Source organism: Pseudomonas sp. G3-19 (assembly GCF_054855875.1).
On sequence record NZ_JBMPIQ010000003.1, the window covers coordinates 2,826,196 to 2,843,022 of the forward strand.

At 60.4% G+C, this 16,827-nt stretch carries 8 protein-coding genes; 5 read left to right on the forward strand and 3 right to left on the reverse strand.

The features are described from left to right. Nucleotides 1-25 precede the first annotated feature (25 nt). Nucleotides 26-1,306: an NHL repeat-containing protein gene (locus tag ACOYXI_RS13015; protein WP_461674924.1), complete on the forward strand. Its 1,281-nt coding sequence runs from the start codon at nt 26-28 to the stop codon at nt 1,304-1,306. 254 nt (nt 1,307-1,560) lie between these two features. On the opposite strand, the gene ACOYXI_RS13020 is transcribed toward ACOYXI_RS13015, so the two are convergent. The 3 genes from ACOYXI_RS13020 to ACOYXI_RS13030 form a co-directional block, all read right to left on the reverse strand. After that, nucleotides 1,561-2,310 (reverse strand): enoyl-CoA hydratase-related protein, encoded by a 750-nt coding sequence (locus tag ACOYXI_RS13020; RefSeq protein ID WP_461674925.1) that lies wholly within the window; start codon nt 2,308-2,310, stop codon nt 1,561-1,563. Nucleotides 2,311-2,468: 158 nt separating this feature from the next. Beyond that, nucleotides 2,469-3,404 (reverse strand): iron-sulfur-binding ferredoxin reductase, encoded by a 936-nt coding sequence (locus ACOYXI_RS13025; protein WP_027612506.1) that lies wholly within the window; start codon nt 3,402-3,404, stop codon nt 2,469-2,471. Continuing rightward, nucleotides 3,397-4,503 carry a GGDEF domain-containing protein gene (locus tag ACOYXI_RS13030; protein ID WP_135296442.1) on the reverse strand — a complete coding sequence of 369 codons (1,107 nt, stop codon included), beginning with the start codon at nt 4,501-4,503 and terminating at the stop codon, nt 3,397-3,399. Before ACOYXI_RS13030 ends, ACOYXI_RS13025 begins: the two co-directional genes overlap by 8 nt. A 522-nt stretch (nt 4,504-5,025) precedes the next feature. On the opposite strand from ACOYXI_RS13030, the gene ACOYXI_RS13035 reads away from it, so the two are divergent. The 4 genes from ACOYXI_RS13035 (at nt 5,026) to ACOYXI_RS13050 (ending at nt 16,748) form a co-directional block, all read left to right on the forward strand. After that, the gene (locus ACOYXI_RS13035; RefSeq protein WP_027612504.1) at nt 5,026-6,549 is read left to right on the forward strand and encodes a fumarate hydratase; all 1,524 of its coding nucleotides are present in this window, start codon (nt 5,026-5,028) and stop codon (nt 6,547-6,549) included. 190 nt (nt 6,550-6,739) lie between these two features. Continuing rightward, a complete protein-coding gene (locus ACOYXI_RS13040) occupies nt 6,740-11,275 on the forward strand; it encodes a SpvB/TcaC N-terminal domain-containing protein (RefSeq protein WP_461674926.1) in 4,536 nt (1,511 codons plus the stop codon). Further along, nucleotides 11,275-14,052 (forward strand): RHS repeat domain-containing protein, encoded by a 2,778-nt coding sequence (locus ACOYXI_RS13045; protein WP_461674927.1) that lies wholly within the window; start codon nt 11,275-11,277, stop codon nt 14,050-14,052. Before ACOYXI_RS13040 ends, ACOYXI_RS13045 begins: the two co-directional genes overlap by 1 nt. Before the next feature lie 26 nt (nt 14,053-14,078). Then, nucleotides 14,079-16,748: an RHS repeat-associated core domain-containing protein gene (locus tag ACOYXI_RS13050; protein WP_461674928.1), complete on the forward strand. Its 2,670-nt coding sequence runs from the start codon at nt 14,079-14,081 to the stop codon at nt 16,746-16,748. The last annotated feature ends 79 nt before the right edge of the window (nt 16,749-16,827 follow it).

Consider the following 16,827-nt stretch of genomic DNA (forward strand, 5'->3'; position numbering starts at 1 on the left):
TCCGCAATTGCACGAGGTCGAAAAAATGATTAGTCAAAAAACTTACGGCGGGATGCTCGATACCGATTTCGGCGACAAAGGAATTGTGACGATAGTCAACGGAAATCCGGACTACGGAACTGTCCATATCCAAAAACTGATGGTAACTGATTCCTGGATTTATTTCGGCGGGCGTTCCGCCAGAGGCGATTCCGTCTACATCACCATGGGCCGCCTGGATCTAAAGGGCAATCCTGATCCGAAGTATGGCGAGAACGGTTTAGTCCAATACCTTCTTCCCGGGCTTGGTGCTCTTTCCTCATTTGCTTTGCAAACTGATGGCAGGGTTATTGTTCACGCCGATCATGCTTCGAGCACTTCCAACTTTTCCTATTTTTACCGACTGGAAGAAGATGGATCACTGGATAAAACGTTTGGGGAAGATGGCCTGTTTTGTCTGGAATTATTGAAGGACCGCGACTCGCCTTCCACGGAACAAAGTCAACTTCTGGAAAACTCTGCCGCTGGTCAGACGGATATGGTGATCTTGAGTGATGGCAAGATCCTCACGTTTCATCGCAACGGATGGATCATACGCCTGACGCCCGAGGGAAAACCGGACAAAACATTCTCCGCTAAAGGTTATATCTATATCAAAAACCCCCATAACCCAACGAGTCTATTGCGGAGCTTGCTGGTTGACGACAAGCAAGAGAAATATGTGGTTGGAGGCTTGACGCTCGCCGCATCAAGTCACCATGCCATGCTTGCCTGCTTTCATAAGAATGGCGAGCCCGATGAATCGTTTGGCCGGATGAAAAATGGCTTCGTGGTGTTCGATGTGCGTGCATCGGAATTCAATCAACTTGTGCGACAGAACAACGGACGGATTCTCGGGGTTGGTACAGCGGGCGCATTTCCAGATATTCAAGCGTTGTTGATCAGCTCCGAGCCCAATGGTGAACCGAACATTCAATTCAATCAGGGTCAACCATTGCTGACGTCCCTGGGCAAGGAAACACAATGGGAGGCCAGCGCCTTTCAAGAGAACGGCCGATCGGTCGTTGTGGGGTCGGCAGGTACTTTCAAACCCATGACTCACGAGCTTGTCGTAGCCCGCTTTAACAGCAACGGGACACCAGATACCAGCTTTGGCAATGGACAGGGTTATGTCAAACAGACGCTGCCATCCTTTGGAAAAGGAAGGTATATGGCGAGAGTTGCCCTGCAACCCGATGATGAAAAAATCCTCGTGAGCGCCATCCCGCTCGTCCCGGAAAACGAGGAACCTGGAAATCCGGTGATCTTGCGGTATTTACCCAACTGAAGTGCATTCCTCGCTGATAGCAGTTTAGGCAAACGTCCTATTGCACGGGAGTTAATGTCTTGCCTCATCAAAGCCCCGGCATGTGAGTGCCGGGGCTTTGTGCATTCTGAGCTAAAAGATGCAGCGTCTATTCTGCCCTCATCGCTGGCAAGCCAGCTCCCACAAGGCTCGCGGCGATCACAGATTTTGCATCCACCACAAAAACTGTGGGAGCTGGCTTGCCAGCGATGAGGGTAGCCCGGCCAGCGAAAATCTCAGTGCCGCTTGATAAACCCGGTCAACGCCGCCAATGCCTCCGGCGAGCGCAAGCGCTGGGTGAACAGTGCGCCCTCCTCCTCGATCACCTTACGGATCAATTCGCGATCCGGCGCTCGCATCAATTGCTTGCTGATGCGCACCGCTTCCGACGGCAACTCATCGAAACGCAACGCCATCTCCCGCGCCTTGCTCAGTGCTGCTTCGCCGCTGCCCAGCGCCTCGGCGGCAATGCCCCACTGCGCCGCCTGCTCACCGCTGAATCCTTCGCCGAGCAGCAACAGCTCCGCCGCTTTCGCGTGTCCGAGCAAACGCGGCAGGATCAGGCTGGAACCGAACTCCGGGCACAGTCCGAGGTTGACGAATGGCATGCGCAACCGCGCATCGCGGCTGACGTAGACCAGATCGCAATGCAGCAACAACGTGGTACCGATGCCCACCGCCGCGCCGGCCACGGCGGCGATCACCGGTTTGCGGCATTCGAGCAGGTTGAGCATGAAGTGGAACACCGGGCTGTCGAGGTCGCTCGGCGGTTGCTGGATGAAGTCGGCGATGTCGTTGCCGGCGGTGAAGCACTCGGCACCGCCGGTGATCAGCACGGCGTTGATTTCAGGATCGTTGTCGGCCTGCTTCAGGGCCTCGGCAAGGCGACTGTACATCGCACGGGTCAGGGCGTTTTTCTTGTCCGGACGGTTGAGGCGCAGGGTGAGCAAACCGCGTTCGCGTTCCAGCAGGATGGCTTCGGTCATGGCGTGTCTCAACATGGCTGGTTTAAGAGGTTCTCTGTGGCGAGGGGATTCATCCCCGATTGAGTGCGCAGCACTCACAAAATCCTGGGGCCGCTACGCAGCCCATCGGGGATAAATCCCCTCACCACAGGAGTTCACCTTCACACGAGATTCAGCGCTTAACTGCGGGACAGAAACACATCGGCCAGCAGTTGATTGCGCGGCAGTCCGGCCAGGTACAGACGCTTGGCAAACGCATCGACGCTGGCAGTCGAGCCGCAGACTAAGGCCAGGGTTTGCCGGGAAACAAGGCGCAGTTGCGCCAAAGCGGCGGCTGACTCGGCCGCCGTCCACAGCTCGATGCTGAGGTTTTCGCGCTGCGCAGCAAGCGCCGCCAGGGGTTTGGCCAGATAGTGCTCGCGCGCGTCATGGGCCAGGTGAATGACGCGGATGGCGCCCTGATGATCCTGGCGCAAGGCTTCGCGCAGCACGCCGAACAATGGGCCCAGCCCGGTGCCGGCCGCCAGCAGCCACAGCGGGCGCGAGTGCCAGTCCGGGTCGTAATGCAGCGCGCCGCCACGCAGTTCGCCGAGGCGGATCGGGTCGCCGATCTGCAGGCGCCGCGCCGCATCGCTGAATTCGCCGGGCTGGCGACAGTCGAGGTGAAATTCGAGAAAACGGTCTTCCTGCGGCAGGCTCGCCAGCGAATACGGCCGGGCGATATGGTTGATCCACAGCACCAGATGCTGCCCGGCGCTGTAGCGCAGTGGTCGCTGCGGGGTCAGGCGCAAACGCAGGACGTTATCGCTGAGCCAGTCCAGCGCCTCGACCACCGCCGGGCGCCCGTCGGTGACGGGGTCGAAGGTGTGTACCTGCAAATCTTCCGTGACCTGACACTGACAAGCCAGCCGCCAGCCTTGCTGGCGCTGTTCGGCGCTCAAGGCATCCGGGCGACTGTCGGCGGGCAAGCCGCTCACGCACTGCACCAGACAGGCATGGCAACTGCCGGCGCGGCAGCTGTAAGGCACCGCGACGCCGTGCTGATTCAGCGCGTCGAGCAAATTGCTGCCCGCCGCCACCGGCCATTGCCGATCACCGACGCGAAGTTCAGGCATCCACATTCTCCCATGCCGCTGCACAACGATTGCGCCCGTCGCGCTTGGCCCGGTACAGCGCCTGATCGGCACGCTGCAAGGCGTCGTCCAGATCATCGCCCAGCCCCAGCAAGGTCATGCCTGCCGACAGACTCAGGCTGCGCACATTCAGGCCCACCAGTTCGACGTCGGTGAAGGCGATGCGCAGACGTTCACAACAGGCCGTCAGGCGTTCGGCATCGCAGTCGGGCAGCAACACCACGAACTCCTCGCCACCGTAACGCGCCAGCACGTCGCCGTCACGCAGGCAGGCACCCGCCACGCCAGCGAACGCCTGCAACACCTGATCGCCCGCGGCATGGCCGTGCAGGTCGTTGATGCGTTTGAAGTGATCGAGGTCGATCAGCGCCAGACCATGCACCACGCCTGGCTCCATCTCCGCCAGTTCCCGTGAGGCCAGGCGCAGAAAATGCCGGCGATTGAACAGCCCGGTCAGCTCATCGGTGGCCACCAGATCTTCGAGCTGGCGCATCATCCCGCGCAGGGTGTCCTGATGCGCCTGCAAGGCAAACCGGCGCTGGCGCATGCGTTGCCGTGAAACCTGGACGAAGCGTGCATAAATCACCAGCCACGCCAGCACCATCGCCAGAATGCACACCTGCAACGCCGCCAGCGCCGGATCCGGCAGACGGAAGTGGTAGCCGTCCCAGAGGGTGATCGCACAGAAACTGAAGAACACCAGCAGCGCGCAACGAATGAACGCGCGCCGGGTTAAATGAAACAGGCCGAACAGCAGGATCAGCACGTAGAACACCAGAAACGCGCCGCGTGCTTCATCCAGATGGGCGATCAGCCAGGTCTGCCAGCCGAGCCCGAGCAGCACTTGCGCTTCGGTCAGGCTGGGGTCGGCAAAGCGCTGGTTGCGCCCGGACCAGAACAGCGTAAACAACGTCGCCTGGCAGATCACCACCAGCGCGCTGCCGATGGCCACGCTGTTCAATGATTGCGGGTAATGCCCGGTGAAAAACGCCAGCCACAGCAGCAGCAAAGCCAATCCATAGGTGGCTGCGGCGAGGGCAAAGCGCTTGAGCAAAAGACGTTGAATGGCGTTATGGGTCAATCGTTGACTCACCGTGCGATAGGAGGCTGACCGAGTGTCCTACTCTACAGACCGGATGCCACTTTAGAGGGGCGGTCGATAAATGACCACCGATTTTCGGGCTCGAAAATTGACGTCAAAAGTGTGGCCTCAAAAGCCCCTCACCCTAGCCCTCTCCCCGAGGGAGAGGGAACTGACCGCATTGTTTATTTGAGATACGCCGACCTGATACATCATGCCGAACTCAGGTTTTGAATTCGCCACAAATCGGCTCCCTCCCCCCCCTCGCCCCCTTGGGGGAGAGGGCTGGGGTGAGGGGGTGGGTATTGAAGTGCAAACCCGATGTTCGATATTCGCCCAACCATGCGACCAACGAATGACTGCCGACGCGTGTATGCCCCGAAGAGGCGCGGTATACTGCCGCGCCTTTTTAGCGTCGCGCCAGCAGCCCCGGCGTGCCTTGAAAGGTGCTTGCGACCGACCGATGCACCCAAGCCGCAGGCACCTTATTGAATGTTCCCGTCTTTTAGAGGAGCGCGACTCATGACCGTGATCAAGCAAGACGACCTGATTCAGAGCGTTGCCGACGCCCTGCAGTTCATTTCCTATTACCACCCCGTGGATTTCATCCAGGCGATGCACGAAGCCTACCTGCGCGAAGAATCGCCAGCGGCCCGTGACTCGATCGCGCAGATCCTGATCAACTCGCGCATGTGCGCCACCGGCCACCGGCCGATCTGCCAGGACACCGGCATCGTGACCGTGTTCGTGCGTGTGGGCATGGACGTACGTTGGGATGGCGCGACCATGAGCCTGGACGACATGATCAACGAAGGCGTGCGCCGCGCCTACAACCTGCCGGAAAACGTCCTGCGTGCCTCGATCCTCGCCGACCCGGCGGGCGCTCGCAAAAACACCAAGGACAACACCCCGGCAGTCATCCACTACTCCATCGTCCCGGGCAACACCGTGGAAGTGGACGTGGCGGCCAAGGGCGGCGGTTCCGAGAACAAGTCGAAAATGGCCATGCTCAACCCGTCCGACTCGATCGTTGACTGGGTGCTCAAGACCGTTCCGACCATGGGCGCTGGCTGGTGCCCACCGGGCATGCTGGGCATCGGCATCGGCGGCACCGCCGAGAAAGCCGCGGTCATGGCCAAGGAAGTGTTGATGGAATCCATCGACATCCACGAACTGAAAGCCCGTGGCCCACAGAACCGCATCGAAGAGATCCGTCTGGAGCTGTTCGAGAAGGTCAACCAACTGGGCATCGGCGCCCAGGGCCTCGGTGGCCTGACCACCGTGCTCGACGTGAAGATCATGGACTACCCGACCCACGCCGCCTCGCTGCCGGTGTGCATGATCCCGAACTGCGCCGCCACCCGTCACGCGCACTTCGTGCTCGACGGTTCTGGCCCGGCCTCGCTGGAAGCGCCATCGCTGGACGCCTACCCGGAAATCGTCTGGGAAGCCGGCCCGTCGGCCCGTCGCGTCAACCTCGACACCCTGACCCCGGAAGAAGTGCAGAGCTGGAAGCCGGGCGAAACCGTCCTGCTCAACGGCAAGATGCTCACCGGTCGCGACGCGGCGCACAAGCGCATGGTCGAGATGCTGAACAAGGGTGAAACCCTGCCGGTAGATCTGAAAGGCCGCTTCATCTACTACGTCGGCCCGGTTGATCCGGTCGGTGACGAAGTGGTTGGCCCGGCTGGCCCGACCACCGCGACGCGGATGGACAAGTTCACCCGTCAGATCCTTGAGCAGACCGGCCTGCTGGGCATGATCGGCAAGTCCGAACGTGGCCCGACCGCGATCGAAGCTATCAAGGACAACAAGGCCGTGTACCTGATGGCCGTGGGCGGCGCCGCTTACCTGGTGGCCCAGGCCATCAAGAAGTCCAAGGTGCTGGCCTTCGCCGAGCTGGGCATGGAAGCGATCTACGAGTTCGAGGTCAAGGACATGCCGGTCACCGTCGCGGTGGACAGCAACGGTGAGTCGGTACACATCACCGGCCCGGCGATCTGGCAACAGAAGATCGCCGAAAGCCTGGCGGTAGAAGTGCAGTAAGCGTTTCGCAGCTGTAAAAAGGCCGGCCCGTCATATGACGGGCCGGCCTTTTTTGTGCCCGCCTGTCCGTGCGGGGCACCCTGCACATTAATGGCTCTTTGGCACCTGTCAGATCTGACAGGTTACGAGATCTCCACTTGTTGGTAGCGTCTGTCCACGCACGTGCTTCGCGTGTGAAATGGATCCGACCATGGCTGATCAAGAGCTGAGCATCATCACCCCGTCCATCGCCAGCAGCGCCTCGATCACCACGATCGGCAAAAGCTGGGGGGCGGTTGGCGCCACTGGCGCGGCTTCATTTGAACTGCCACTGCCCCTGTCCGCCGGACGTGGCTGGGATCCGCAACTGTCGCTGACCTACAGCAGTCAGGCCGGCAACGGGCCGTTTGGCGTCGGCTGGAACCTGGGTATTGGACAGATCAGCCGTCGTACCCAAAAAGGCGTGCCGCGGTATAGCGATCTCGATGAAATCATCGGTGATGACGGTGAAGTGTGGCATCCCGAACTGAACAGTGATGGCACACCGAAGTCGCGTCCCGAAGACAGCTACAACGCAATTTCCGTCGGCGCTCATCACGTGGTGCGCTTCTGGCCCCGGGTAGAGAGAGATTTTACCCTGCGCGAACGCTGGCAGCCCGTCACTGCAGACGGTAAACCTGAGGGGCCGCCCTTCTGGCTGATCCACGGCGCAGACGGCTCCCTGCAGGTATACGGCAAGACCAGCGCCTCGCGCCGCGCCGATCCGGACGATCCACTGCGCGTCGGCAGCTGGCTGCTGTGCGAAAGCATGAACCCGCAGGGCGAGCACATCTGCTTCGACTATCTGGCCGATGATCAGGACCCCGACCCGACTCACGACTACCGCGCCCAGCGCTACTTGCGCGCGATTTTCTATGGCAACGTCACAGCCAGCCAGCATTTGTATAGCTGGACCGTGGAGGATCCGGCCGAACTGGATTGGCATTTCCATCTGCTGTTCGATTACGGCGAGCGCACCCGTTCACTGACAGAGGCCCCGGTGTACGGTGGCGACAGCCTGGCAGTCTGGGATAAACGCCGGGATCCGTTTTCCACCTTCGGTCAGGGTTTCGAACTGGGCACGCGGCGGCTGTGCCGGCAAATCCTGATGTTCCATAACTTCTCGCGGCCTGCCGGTGAGGATCCGCTGCTGGTGCGGCGGCTGCTGCTGGAATACCCGTCGCCCGCTGATCCGTGGACTTACAACCGGATCACCGCCGCCCACTATCAGGCCTTCGATGCCAGCGGTGCGCTGGAGACGACGCCGCCGGTGGAGTTTGATTACTCACCCTTCGAGATCAATAAAACCCCGTCACGGATGTTCGCCGAAGACACCATGCCGGGCCTTGAGGATGGACAGTTTTACCAGTGCGTCGATCTGTACGGCGAAGGTGTACCGGGATTTCTCTGCCGCTACGATCAGTGCTGGTATTACCGCGAACCGCTGCGCGCAACGTCGGGGTCAGACGCCATCACCTACGCTTCCTGGACCGAGCTTGAGCAGATCCCGGTGGCCAGGCACGACGCCGCCCAGCAGTTCTTGCTCGACCTGACCGGTAACGGGCGGCTGGACTGGATCGCGGCCTTACCGGGCAGCAGCGGGTATCGCACGTTGAATGCTGACCGCAGCTGGGCGCCGTTCATCGCGTTTACCGGCATGCCGCTGGAGTTTTTTCACACCCTTTCGCAGCTCGGCGACCTGGGAGGCAACGGCCTCAACTCGCTGGCAATGATCGGTCCGCGCGCGGTGCGCTTGTATGCCAACCAACGGGAACAGGGTTTTTCCGGCGCCGAAGACGTGCCTCGCAAAGACGATGAGGACAGTTTGCCGCTGTTCGGCAACGCCCCCACAGAACTCGTATTTCTGGGCAACATGCTCGGCAGTGACATGAGCGAGCTGTGCCGGATCCGGTACAACGAAATCAAATGCTGGCCCAATCTGGGGCATGGCAAATTCGGCGAAGGCCGGGTCATCAGTGCCCTGCCCTTCCGGTATGACCAATTCAACGCAGAGCACATCCGGATCGCCGATATCGACGGCTCCGGCGCGCCGGCCTTGCTGTGCCTGAAACCTTCAGGCTTCGAGATCTACCTCAATCGTGGGGGCAATGGCCTGGAACAGACGCCTGTCTTCGTGCCGTGGCCGGAAGGCGTGAGCTACGACCGCCTGTGCCAGGTCAGTTTCGCCGACCTGCAAGGCCTGGGTTGTGCCAGCCTGATCCTGACGGTACCGCACATGAACCCCGAGCACTGGCGCTACGACTTTGTCGCGGCCAAGCCTTACTTGCTGACCGCTACCAACAACAATATGGGCTGCGCCACGCAGGTGGTCTATCGCAGCTCTGCACAGGAATGGCTGGATGAAAAGCAGCAGTGGCTTACCGATCATCCCGACGAAACGCCGGTGTGCCATCTACCGTTCGCGGTTCAAGTCGTCGCCCGGCAACGTCAGCTGGATGAAATAACCGGCAATTGCCTGACGCAATCATGCTTCTATCGCGAAGGCGTCTACGACAGCATCGATCGTGAGTTTCGGGGTTTCGGTTACCGGGAACAGACCGACAGCGAACGGGCCACAGGCGATGAAGAACTCGGGTTCACAGCACCGGTGCGCATCTGTACCTGGTACCTGACCGGGCAGGCGATGGATCGGCCAAGACATGGCTACTTCGACGGTGACAGTGAGGCCGTTGACTTGCGACCAACCGTCTTCAGCCGCTATCACGACAGTGATGAATGCGATGAACCGGTCACGCCAGACAACGAAGACGTACGCTATAAAATCGCACGCGCGCTGGTCGGCGCCGTCGCCCGCATCGAAACCTGGACCGGCACTGACGAGCCAGCCAATGCACGGCTCTACGCCGTAGAAGAATTTCGTTACCTGGTGCGTGATGTCCGGCCCGCCAACTTGCGAGAGCCGGCGAGCGTGCTGCTGGTACAGACCCTGGAAAAAATCAGCTATCAGTACGATGGTTTCATTGACGACCCGTTGTGCCGTCATGAAGTCTTGCTCGCCAGCAGCGAATACGGCCACGCCACTCACAGCCTGACCATCAGTTACGCGCGACGGCGCCTGCCCGGCGATCCTCCGCCTTTCAGCGACCCCGACGAACAACAGTGGTGGCGGGACGCGCATGACATGGCGCAGCGGTTTTTTTATCTCAACGAAACGCGCGCGCGCTCGATTGATCTGGACGAGAAGCTCTGTGAATGGCGACTGGGCCTGCCTTGGCAGCAACGCAGCAATGCCCTGGTACTGCCCAAAGGTGATTTGCCATCGGGCCTCAACCCGCAACAGCTGACATGGGAATTACTTAACGAGCATGTAAGCTCGCCCGAGTGGAATGCCCTGCGGGTGCTGACCGGGCAAACCATGCAGCGCTATATCAACAAAGAGGACGGCAGTCTGCTGCCCGACGGCTCGGCGCAATTCGAAGCACTGAAAGGGCCGCTGGAAATGGCAAGCTTCGACAAGACGGCCCTCGCCGCCTACGACATTCTGCCGCCACCGTTCGATATCCTTCAGGAGCTGGCGAAAATCGGTTACACACTGATGCCGCTACTGTTCGATGACACGGCGGTAAACGCGGACGCAGAAAGCCTCTGGTCCGCGCATTACACCTACGCGAAGTACGCCGATGCCAAGGGTTTCTTCCGGGTACTTGAATACCGCGAAACCCTGAGCCACGGCTGGACCAAGGCGCGGTACGACGAGTATTGGCTGCTGGTCATCAGCGTCGAACTGCCGGATGGCTGCATCACCCGCTGCGAATACGATTACCACGCCCTGCAACCGGTGCGCATCATCGATGCCAACGAGAATATTCAGGAAGCGCTTTACGAGCCTTCCGGCCAACCCTTGGCGACCAGTTTTCACGGCACCGAAAACGCTGTCGCCGCCGGTTTCCGCCCGCTCAGCGAATACGTGCGCCCGGTAGATCCAAGTCCGGACGCTGCCATTGCCGACCCGCAAGCGGCCGTGCAAAAAGCTGCCAGCACCTTGCGCAAGGATTTGTTCAGTTGGATGGGACAGTTGCCTGCGGTGGTCAACGCAACGCCACAGCTGCTTGAGCAATGGCTGGCCAGCGGCGATGTGTTGCCGAGCCTGCACATCCGCGCCAGCGCGCGACGGCGGCTGGCGCAATTGACGTCGCCGACTCCCGCCGAACAGGCCCTGCGCGAACTCATCAGCACGATTGCACGCAAACCGGTGCACAGCGTGGCGCTGAGTGCCGACCGTTACCCGAATGATCCGATTGCGGCATTGGTGCAGATCATCATCAGCTACGTGGACGGCTTTGGCCGCGCGTTGCAAACCCTGCAACGGGTCGAGCCAGGAATCGCCTGTGCGGTCGCTGCCGATGGGTCGCTGATCGTCGATCGCGGGCAGCTGCGCGAGGAACACGCCGATCCGCGCTGGCGGGTCAGCGCGCGGGTCGAGTACAACAACAAGGGGCTGGCGGTACGGCAGTTCCGGCCGTTTTTTGCCGACACCCATGGCTACGTCAATGATCAATCCCTGCGGCGGTACGGCTACTTCGATCAACTGTTCTATGACCCGCTCGGGCGTCTGGTCAAGCTGATCAACGCCAAGGGCTATTTTTCCCGCGAGACCTATCATCCGTGGTATCAGGCCAGCGAAGACTTCAACGACACCGATGAATCCGCTGTGCCGGAATCGACATCACCATGGACGCTGCACTGATGAGCGCCAACCTCCATCGGCGTACACCGTCGCTCGTCGTGATCGACAGTCGCGGCTTGCCACTGCGTCAGATTGCCTATCTGCGCGTGCTGGTCGAAGACCCTGCCGAAGCCTTGGTGATTCGCCAACAGCACGACATTGCCGGGCGTCTGGTGGCGCAGTTCGATCCACGCCTGAGCGCTCCGAGCGTTACCAGCATTCATGATCTCAACGGCCAGCCACTCAAGATCAGCAGCGTCGATGCCGGCTGGCGCCTGAGCCTGCCCGGGCTGGCCGGACAAGCCTTGCAGCGCTGGGACGCGGGCGGCGTGCACTGGAGCAGCCGCTACGATGAGTTGCTGCGCCTGCTGGCGATCAGCAACAGCGTCGACCCGCTCAGCGACACCTTCACCTATGCCGATGCCAGTGCCCCGGCCGATCACAACCAGCGCGGCCGATTACTGGAACAGGTCGACCCGTCCGGCAGCCTGCACCTGGACAGCTACAGCCTGGCCGGACAGCCACTGCGCGAAAGCCGCACCTTTGCCGACGCCCGGGTGTTTGTCAGCCAGCGCATTTTCAACCCGTTGGGCGCGATGCTGGAGCAGACTGACGCCGGCGGCCACCGCCAGCAATCGCGCTACGACGTCGCCGGTCAGCTCAAGCAGTTGCAACTGCTGCTGGCCGGCGACCACGACTGGCAGGACGTGTTGCTCGACTCGCACTTCAACGCCGTCGGACAAATCATCGAACAACAGACCGGCAATGGCATTGCCTGCTACTGGGACTACGAACCAACCACTGGGCGCCTGCAGCGGCAATGGGCGCAAAAGGGGGCGCAGCCGCCCCTGCAGGACATGAGCTATGAGTACGATCCGGTCGGCAACCCGACACGCATCCTCGACCACGTGTTCACGCCCAGCCACTTCGCCAACCAGCGGGTCGACGGCGAACGTGCGTTCCGTTACGACTCGCTGTATCGGCTGACCAGCGCCAGCGGTTACGACGACGTGGCCCCCAGCGACCTCCCCGGCCGACCGCAACCGAGCGACCCCAACGACCGACGCAATTACCTGCAGACCTACCGCTACGATAACGGCGGCAACCTGACGCAACTGTGCCATGTGCGCGACGGTGCCTGTCAGACCCGTCAGATGTGTATCGACCCTGCAAGCAATCGCGGTGTGCGCTGGAAAGAGGGTGATCCCGCACCGGATTTCGATCAGCTATTCGACCGCCACGGCAACCTGATGGCCCTGCAACCGGGACAGGCACTGCGCTGGGACGCCCGCGATCAACTGGCCTCGGTGACCCTGGTTCAACGCGAAAACGGCCTGGATGACGCCGAGTTCTATCACTACAGCCAGGGCGCGCGCGTCTACAAACGCCATGACACCTACAGCGGTTCCAACCGGCATTTCCACGAAGTGCGCTACCTGCCCGGACTGGAGATCCGCAGCAAGGACAACGGTGAGGAGCTGCACGTCATCAGCCTCGCCGCCGGCGCAGGCCATGTCAGTTGCCTGCATTGGCTCAGCGGCAAACCGCCGGGCATTGCCGACAACCAGTTGCGTTACACCCTCGATGATCACCTGAGCTCATGCGTGATGGAACTGGACCAGCAGGCACGTCTGATCAGTCACGAAGGCTATTACCCGTTCGGCGCGACCGCGTGGATGAGCGCCGACTCGGCTGTCGAGGTTGACTACAAGACACTGCGTTATTCAGGCAAGGAAATGGATGTCAGCGGTTTGTATTACTACGGTGCGCGGTATTACGCGCCGTGGTTGCAACGCTGGGTCAGTGCAGATCCGGCGGGAGATGTGGACGGGCTGAACCGGTATGCGTACGTCGGCAACAATCCGCTGCGCTATGTGGATCCTGACGGAAACAACAGAGCGGAAAGTGTGATCATGCTGTATTCAGCATTTCTTTCGAGCGTCCAGGGCCACTCCACGCAGGTTGTGGGGCAAATTCACAACATTCTCCATGAGGAAGGTGTGGCAATGAATCTGGCACTGAACATGGTAGGCGAAGTCGTGAGAGGGGTCGTCGGCTATGAGGGCGGTGCCGCAGGCGGCGATCTGCTTGACCTGGTCATTCCCAATATGCCTGACACCACACCCTACACCACGACCGGAGGGGTGATTGGCGGCAATATTGGCGGCGACTCCGCCACGGCCATGATTGATCCGATAGCCAACAGCGCCGGGATCGGAATGGGTCCACTGATTCCGCAGACCTCGCGGATCTCGGTCAACGCGATTGATCATGGGCTGGGCATCAGAGATGCCGTCAAGGAAATCAGCTCCTGGCGAGACGTGAAGGATGAGCTGATTCATCCAGGCCTTGATGCGGTACTCAACCCCTCCTTCATGATGGGCCGGCTCATGGCTTCGTGGATATCGATCATTCCCGCAGCACTGAATATGTTTGCCCGGGCAATAGAGGCAGAAGACATCAAAAACCGCCTTGATCCGGTAAAGATCCAGAAAATAGACAAAATGCTCGAGGACTGGAAATCGGCGGTAGAACAACGTGCCGGCTGGGCTGAAAATGCATTCGATGCACTGGGCACGGACATTGTGTACCCGGCCGACTCGCTGCCAAATACCAACCATATGACATCGGCAGAGACCCTGGCCCCCATCTCTCGCTCAGACTTGCGCCGGTTGACCAATTTTACTCTTTCCAACATCAAGCGCTCTCAAGACATGATGACGTCGTACAAAGAGATGGGGACTACCGACAATCAGTTCTTGCTGGCGCAGCGCCGAACCCGGAAAAAGGCAGCCTGAATGATCCGCTTCACGGAAGTGCGGGCATGAATCCTTCAGTGCATTGGCGTACTCCTGCTCTGTCGGCTCACGATCCCAGAGGGCTGCCGGTCAGAAACGTGGCTTATTTGCGGGCGGTGGTGGGCGCCGAAGTCGAATGCCAGATCAACCGTCAACGCCACGACTCCAACGGCCGCCTGATCGAACAATGGGACCCGCGCCTCCCCGTGCCCTGCCTGACCACGGCTTACCGTCTGGACGGCGACCCACTGAAAATCGACAGCGTCGATTCCGGCTGGCGCGTAAACCTGCCCGGTCTGGCCGGTGAGGTGTTGCAACGCCACGACCAACGCGGCAAGCAATGGCGCAATCGCTACGATCCGATGATGCGGTTGATCGCGGTCACTGAAAATGCGCAAGTCGATGTCGAGCGTTATCTCTATGCCGACCACAATGCCGACCCCGGGCATAACCTGCGCGGTGAACTGAGCGAAAGCGCCGACCCGGGCGCCACGGAGGTGGTCGACGGCTACAGCCTGCAGGGCAAGGCAGTGAGTGAAACCCGTACGCTGTCTGGCGAGACGGCGGCTTTCATCACTCGTACGGATTTCGACGCGCACGGCAATGTGGTGCAAGTCACCGACGCCGGTGGTCACCGGCAACGCTCGAGCTACGATGTCGCCGGCCAGTTACATCAGGTATCGCTGTGGATAGCCGGGGCTGACGCGGCACAACCGGTGGTCGACGCTGCCACGTACAACGCCTCCGGCCATCTGCTCGAACAACGAGCCGGCAATGGTGTGCGCAGCCGCCGCGTGTACGATCCCGCTGACGGTCGCCTGCTGAATCAGCTGGCCTGCAAGGATCAGGAAAAACCGCTGCAGGACTTGCACTACACCTATGACCCGGTCGGCAATGTCGTGCGTATCGAGGATCGCACCCTGGCCACGGTGTATTTCGCCAATCAACGCGTCGATGGTGATCGTCATTTTGTCTACGACTCGCTCTATCGGCTGAGCGAAAGTCGCGGCTTCGAAGGCCAGATCCCGCAACAGTCGCCAGGTTTGCCGCAACCGATCGAACCCATCGACCCAGGGCGGCGCTTCAACTACAGCGAGCAGTATCACTACGACGCGGGAAATAACCTCGTTGAACTGGTGCATGTGCGCAAAGGCCACAACTTCACGCAACAGATGAAAATCGCCCCTGACAGCAATCGGGGGCTGCGCTGCCAACCCGCTGACCCCGAACCGGTGTTCGGCGACTACTTTGACCGCCACGGCAACCAGCTGAAACTGCAGCACGGCGGCCTGCCACTGGAGTGGGACAGCTACGATCAACTGGCCCGCGTCACCCTGCTGCAACACAGCAACGGCCTGCCCGACGACGATGAAATCTATCGCTACAGCCAGGGTCAGCGCGTTTACAAATGCACGCGGAGGCATACGCCGTCGATCACCGATCGCCGCGAGGTACGTTACCTGCCAGGTCTGGAAATCCACAGCCGCAGCGACGGCCAGCAACTGCATGTCATCGTGCTGCCCGGCGCCCGTTGCCTGCATTGGCTCAGCGGTCAACCGGCGGATATCGAAGCCGATCAACTGCGCTTCAGCCTCGACGATCACCTCGGATCCTGCTCGCTGGAACTGGACCGCCACGCCGGCGTGATCAGCCTGGAGCATTATTACGCCTTCGGCGGCACGGCCTGGTGGGCAGCCCGCTCAGCCGTGGAAGCGGATTACAAAACGATCCGTTACTCGGGCAAGGAAATGGATGCCAGCGGTTTGTACTACTACGGCGCGCGGTATTACGCGCCATGGCTGCAACGCTGGATCAGTGCTGATCCGGCCCGGGACGTGGACGGACTGAACCTGTACGCTTTTGTCGGCAACAACCCGGCGATCCATGTCGACCGGACGGGCACCTACAAGGTTATTTTCGATCTGGCCAAACGAGCGGTCGGCCTGCTCGACAAAGCCGAAACAGCGGCCGATCAATTACACAACCTGAGTCGCGAGTTCGACGATTTGATCCCCGAAGGCGCAGACATCGAAGATCTGCGCAAAACCATGACGTTCGGCAAATTTCTCAAGTCCCGCCAGGGCATCAAATCGGCTCTTTACGGTGCGGGGAAAGGGCTCGCCATCGGTGGACTTATAGGCACGGCGCTACCAGGAGTTGGCAATGCCATCGGCAGTGGTGTGGGGACGCTGGCGGGCATGGTCGTTTTCCCGTTGCTGCGCTATTACTTTTTCAAGAAAGGCTTGAAACTCGCGCAAACGCTGCGCACCCAGGAACTCAAGAATGGCCTGCAAACCCTCGGTGATACCGTCACCCGCGTGGTTGATGGCACCACTGATGTGCTCAATGGCGGCACGGAGGTGGTGGAAAGCATCAAAAACATGACCAATATCCTCAACGCATATCACAAGCGGACACTGGCGCTGTTCCACAACCAGTTGGAGACCCTTGCCCTTGACAAACAACGCGAGGTCATCAAACTCATAAGAAGCGGACTCGACCCGTTCGACGCCATCAGCAAGGTGCTGGAGACGGCACAAGCGGTCATGGATGACGCCCCCGACATCGGCGCAGACGTGAACAATCGCCTGCAACAACTGCAGAGCAAAGTCACTGAGAATTCAAGGCTTAAACCCATCCCCAAGCCGCGGACGAAATACATCCAGCGGGTCTCTGCCGGCGAAACGTACGTGTGACGTCAAAGGCCGTCCGAACAGTGCGCCGAGCCACTTCGGCGCATGCTATCGTGCCCGCCCGTCCCTCTATCCATTAGCC

Excerpts from the sequence above, each read along its gene's own strand:
- ACOYXI_RS13015 (WP_461674924.1), top strand. The coding sequence starts at position 26 with ATGATTAGTCAAAAAACTTACGGCGGGATGCTCGATACCGATTTCGGC.
- ACOYXI_RS13020 (WP_461674925.1), bottom strand. The coding sequence starts at position 2,310 with ATGACCGAAGCCATCCTGCTGGAACGCGAACGCGGTTTGCTCACCCTG.
- ACOYXI_RS13025 (WP_027612506.1), bottom strand. The coding sequence starts at position 3,404 with ATGCCTGAACTTCGCGTCGGTGATCGGCAATGGCCGGTGGCGGCGGGC.
- ACOYXI_RS13035 (WP_027612504.1), top strand. The coding sequence starts at position 5,026 with ATGACCGTGATCAAGCAAGACGACCTGATTCAGAGCGTTGCCGACGCC.
- ACOYXI_RS13040 (WP_461674926.1), top strand. The coding sequence starts at position 6,740 with ATGGCTGATCAAGAGCTGAGCATCATCACCCCGTCCATCGCCAGCAGC.
- ACOYXI_RS13045 (WP_461674927.1), top strand. The coding sequence starts at position 11,275 with ATGAGCGCCAACCTCCATCGGCGTACACCGTCGCTCGTCGTGATCGAC.
- ACOYXI_RS13050 (WP_461674928.1), top strand. The coding sequence starts at position 14,079 with ATGAATCCTTCAGTGCATTGGCGTACTCCTGCTCTGTCGGCTCACGAT.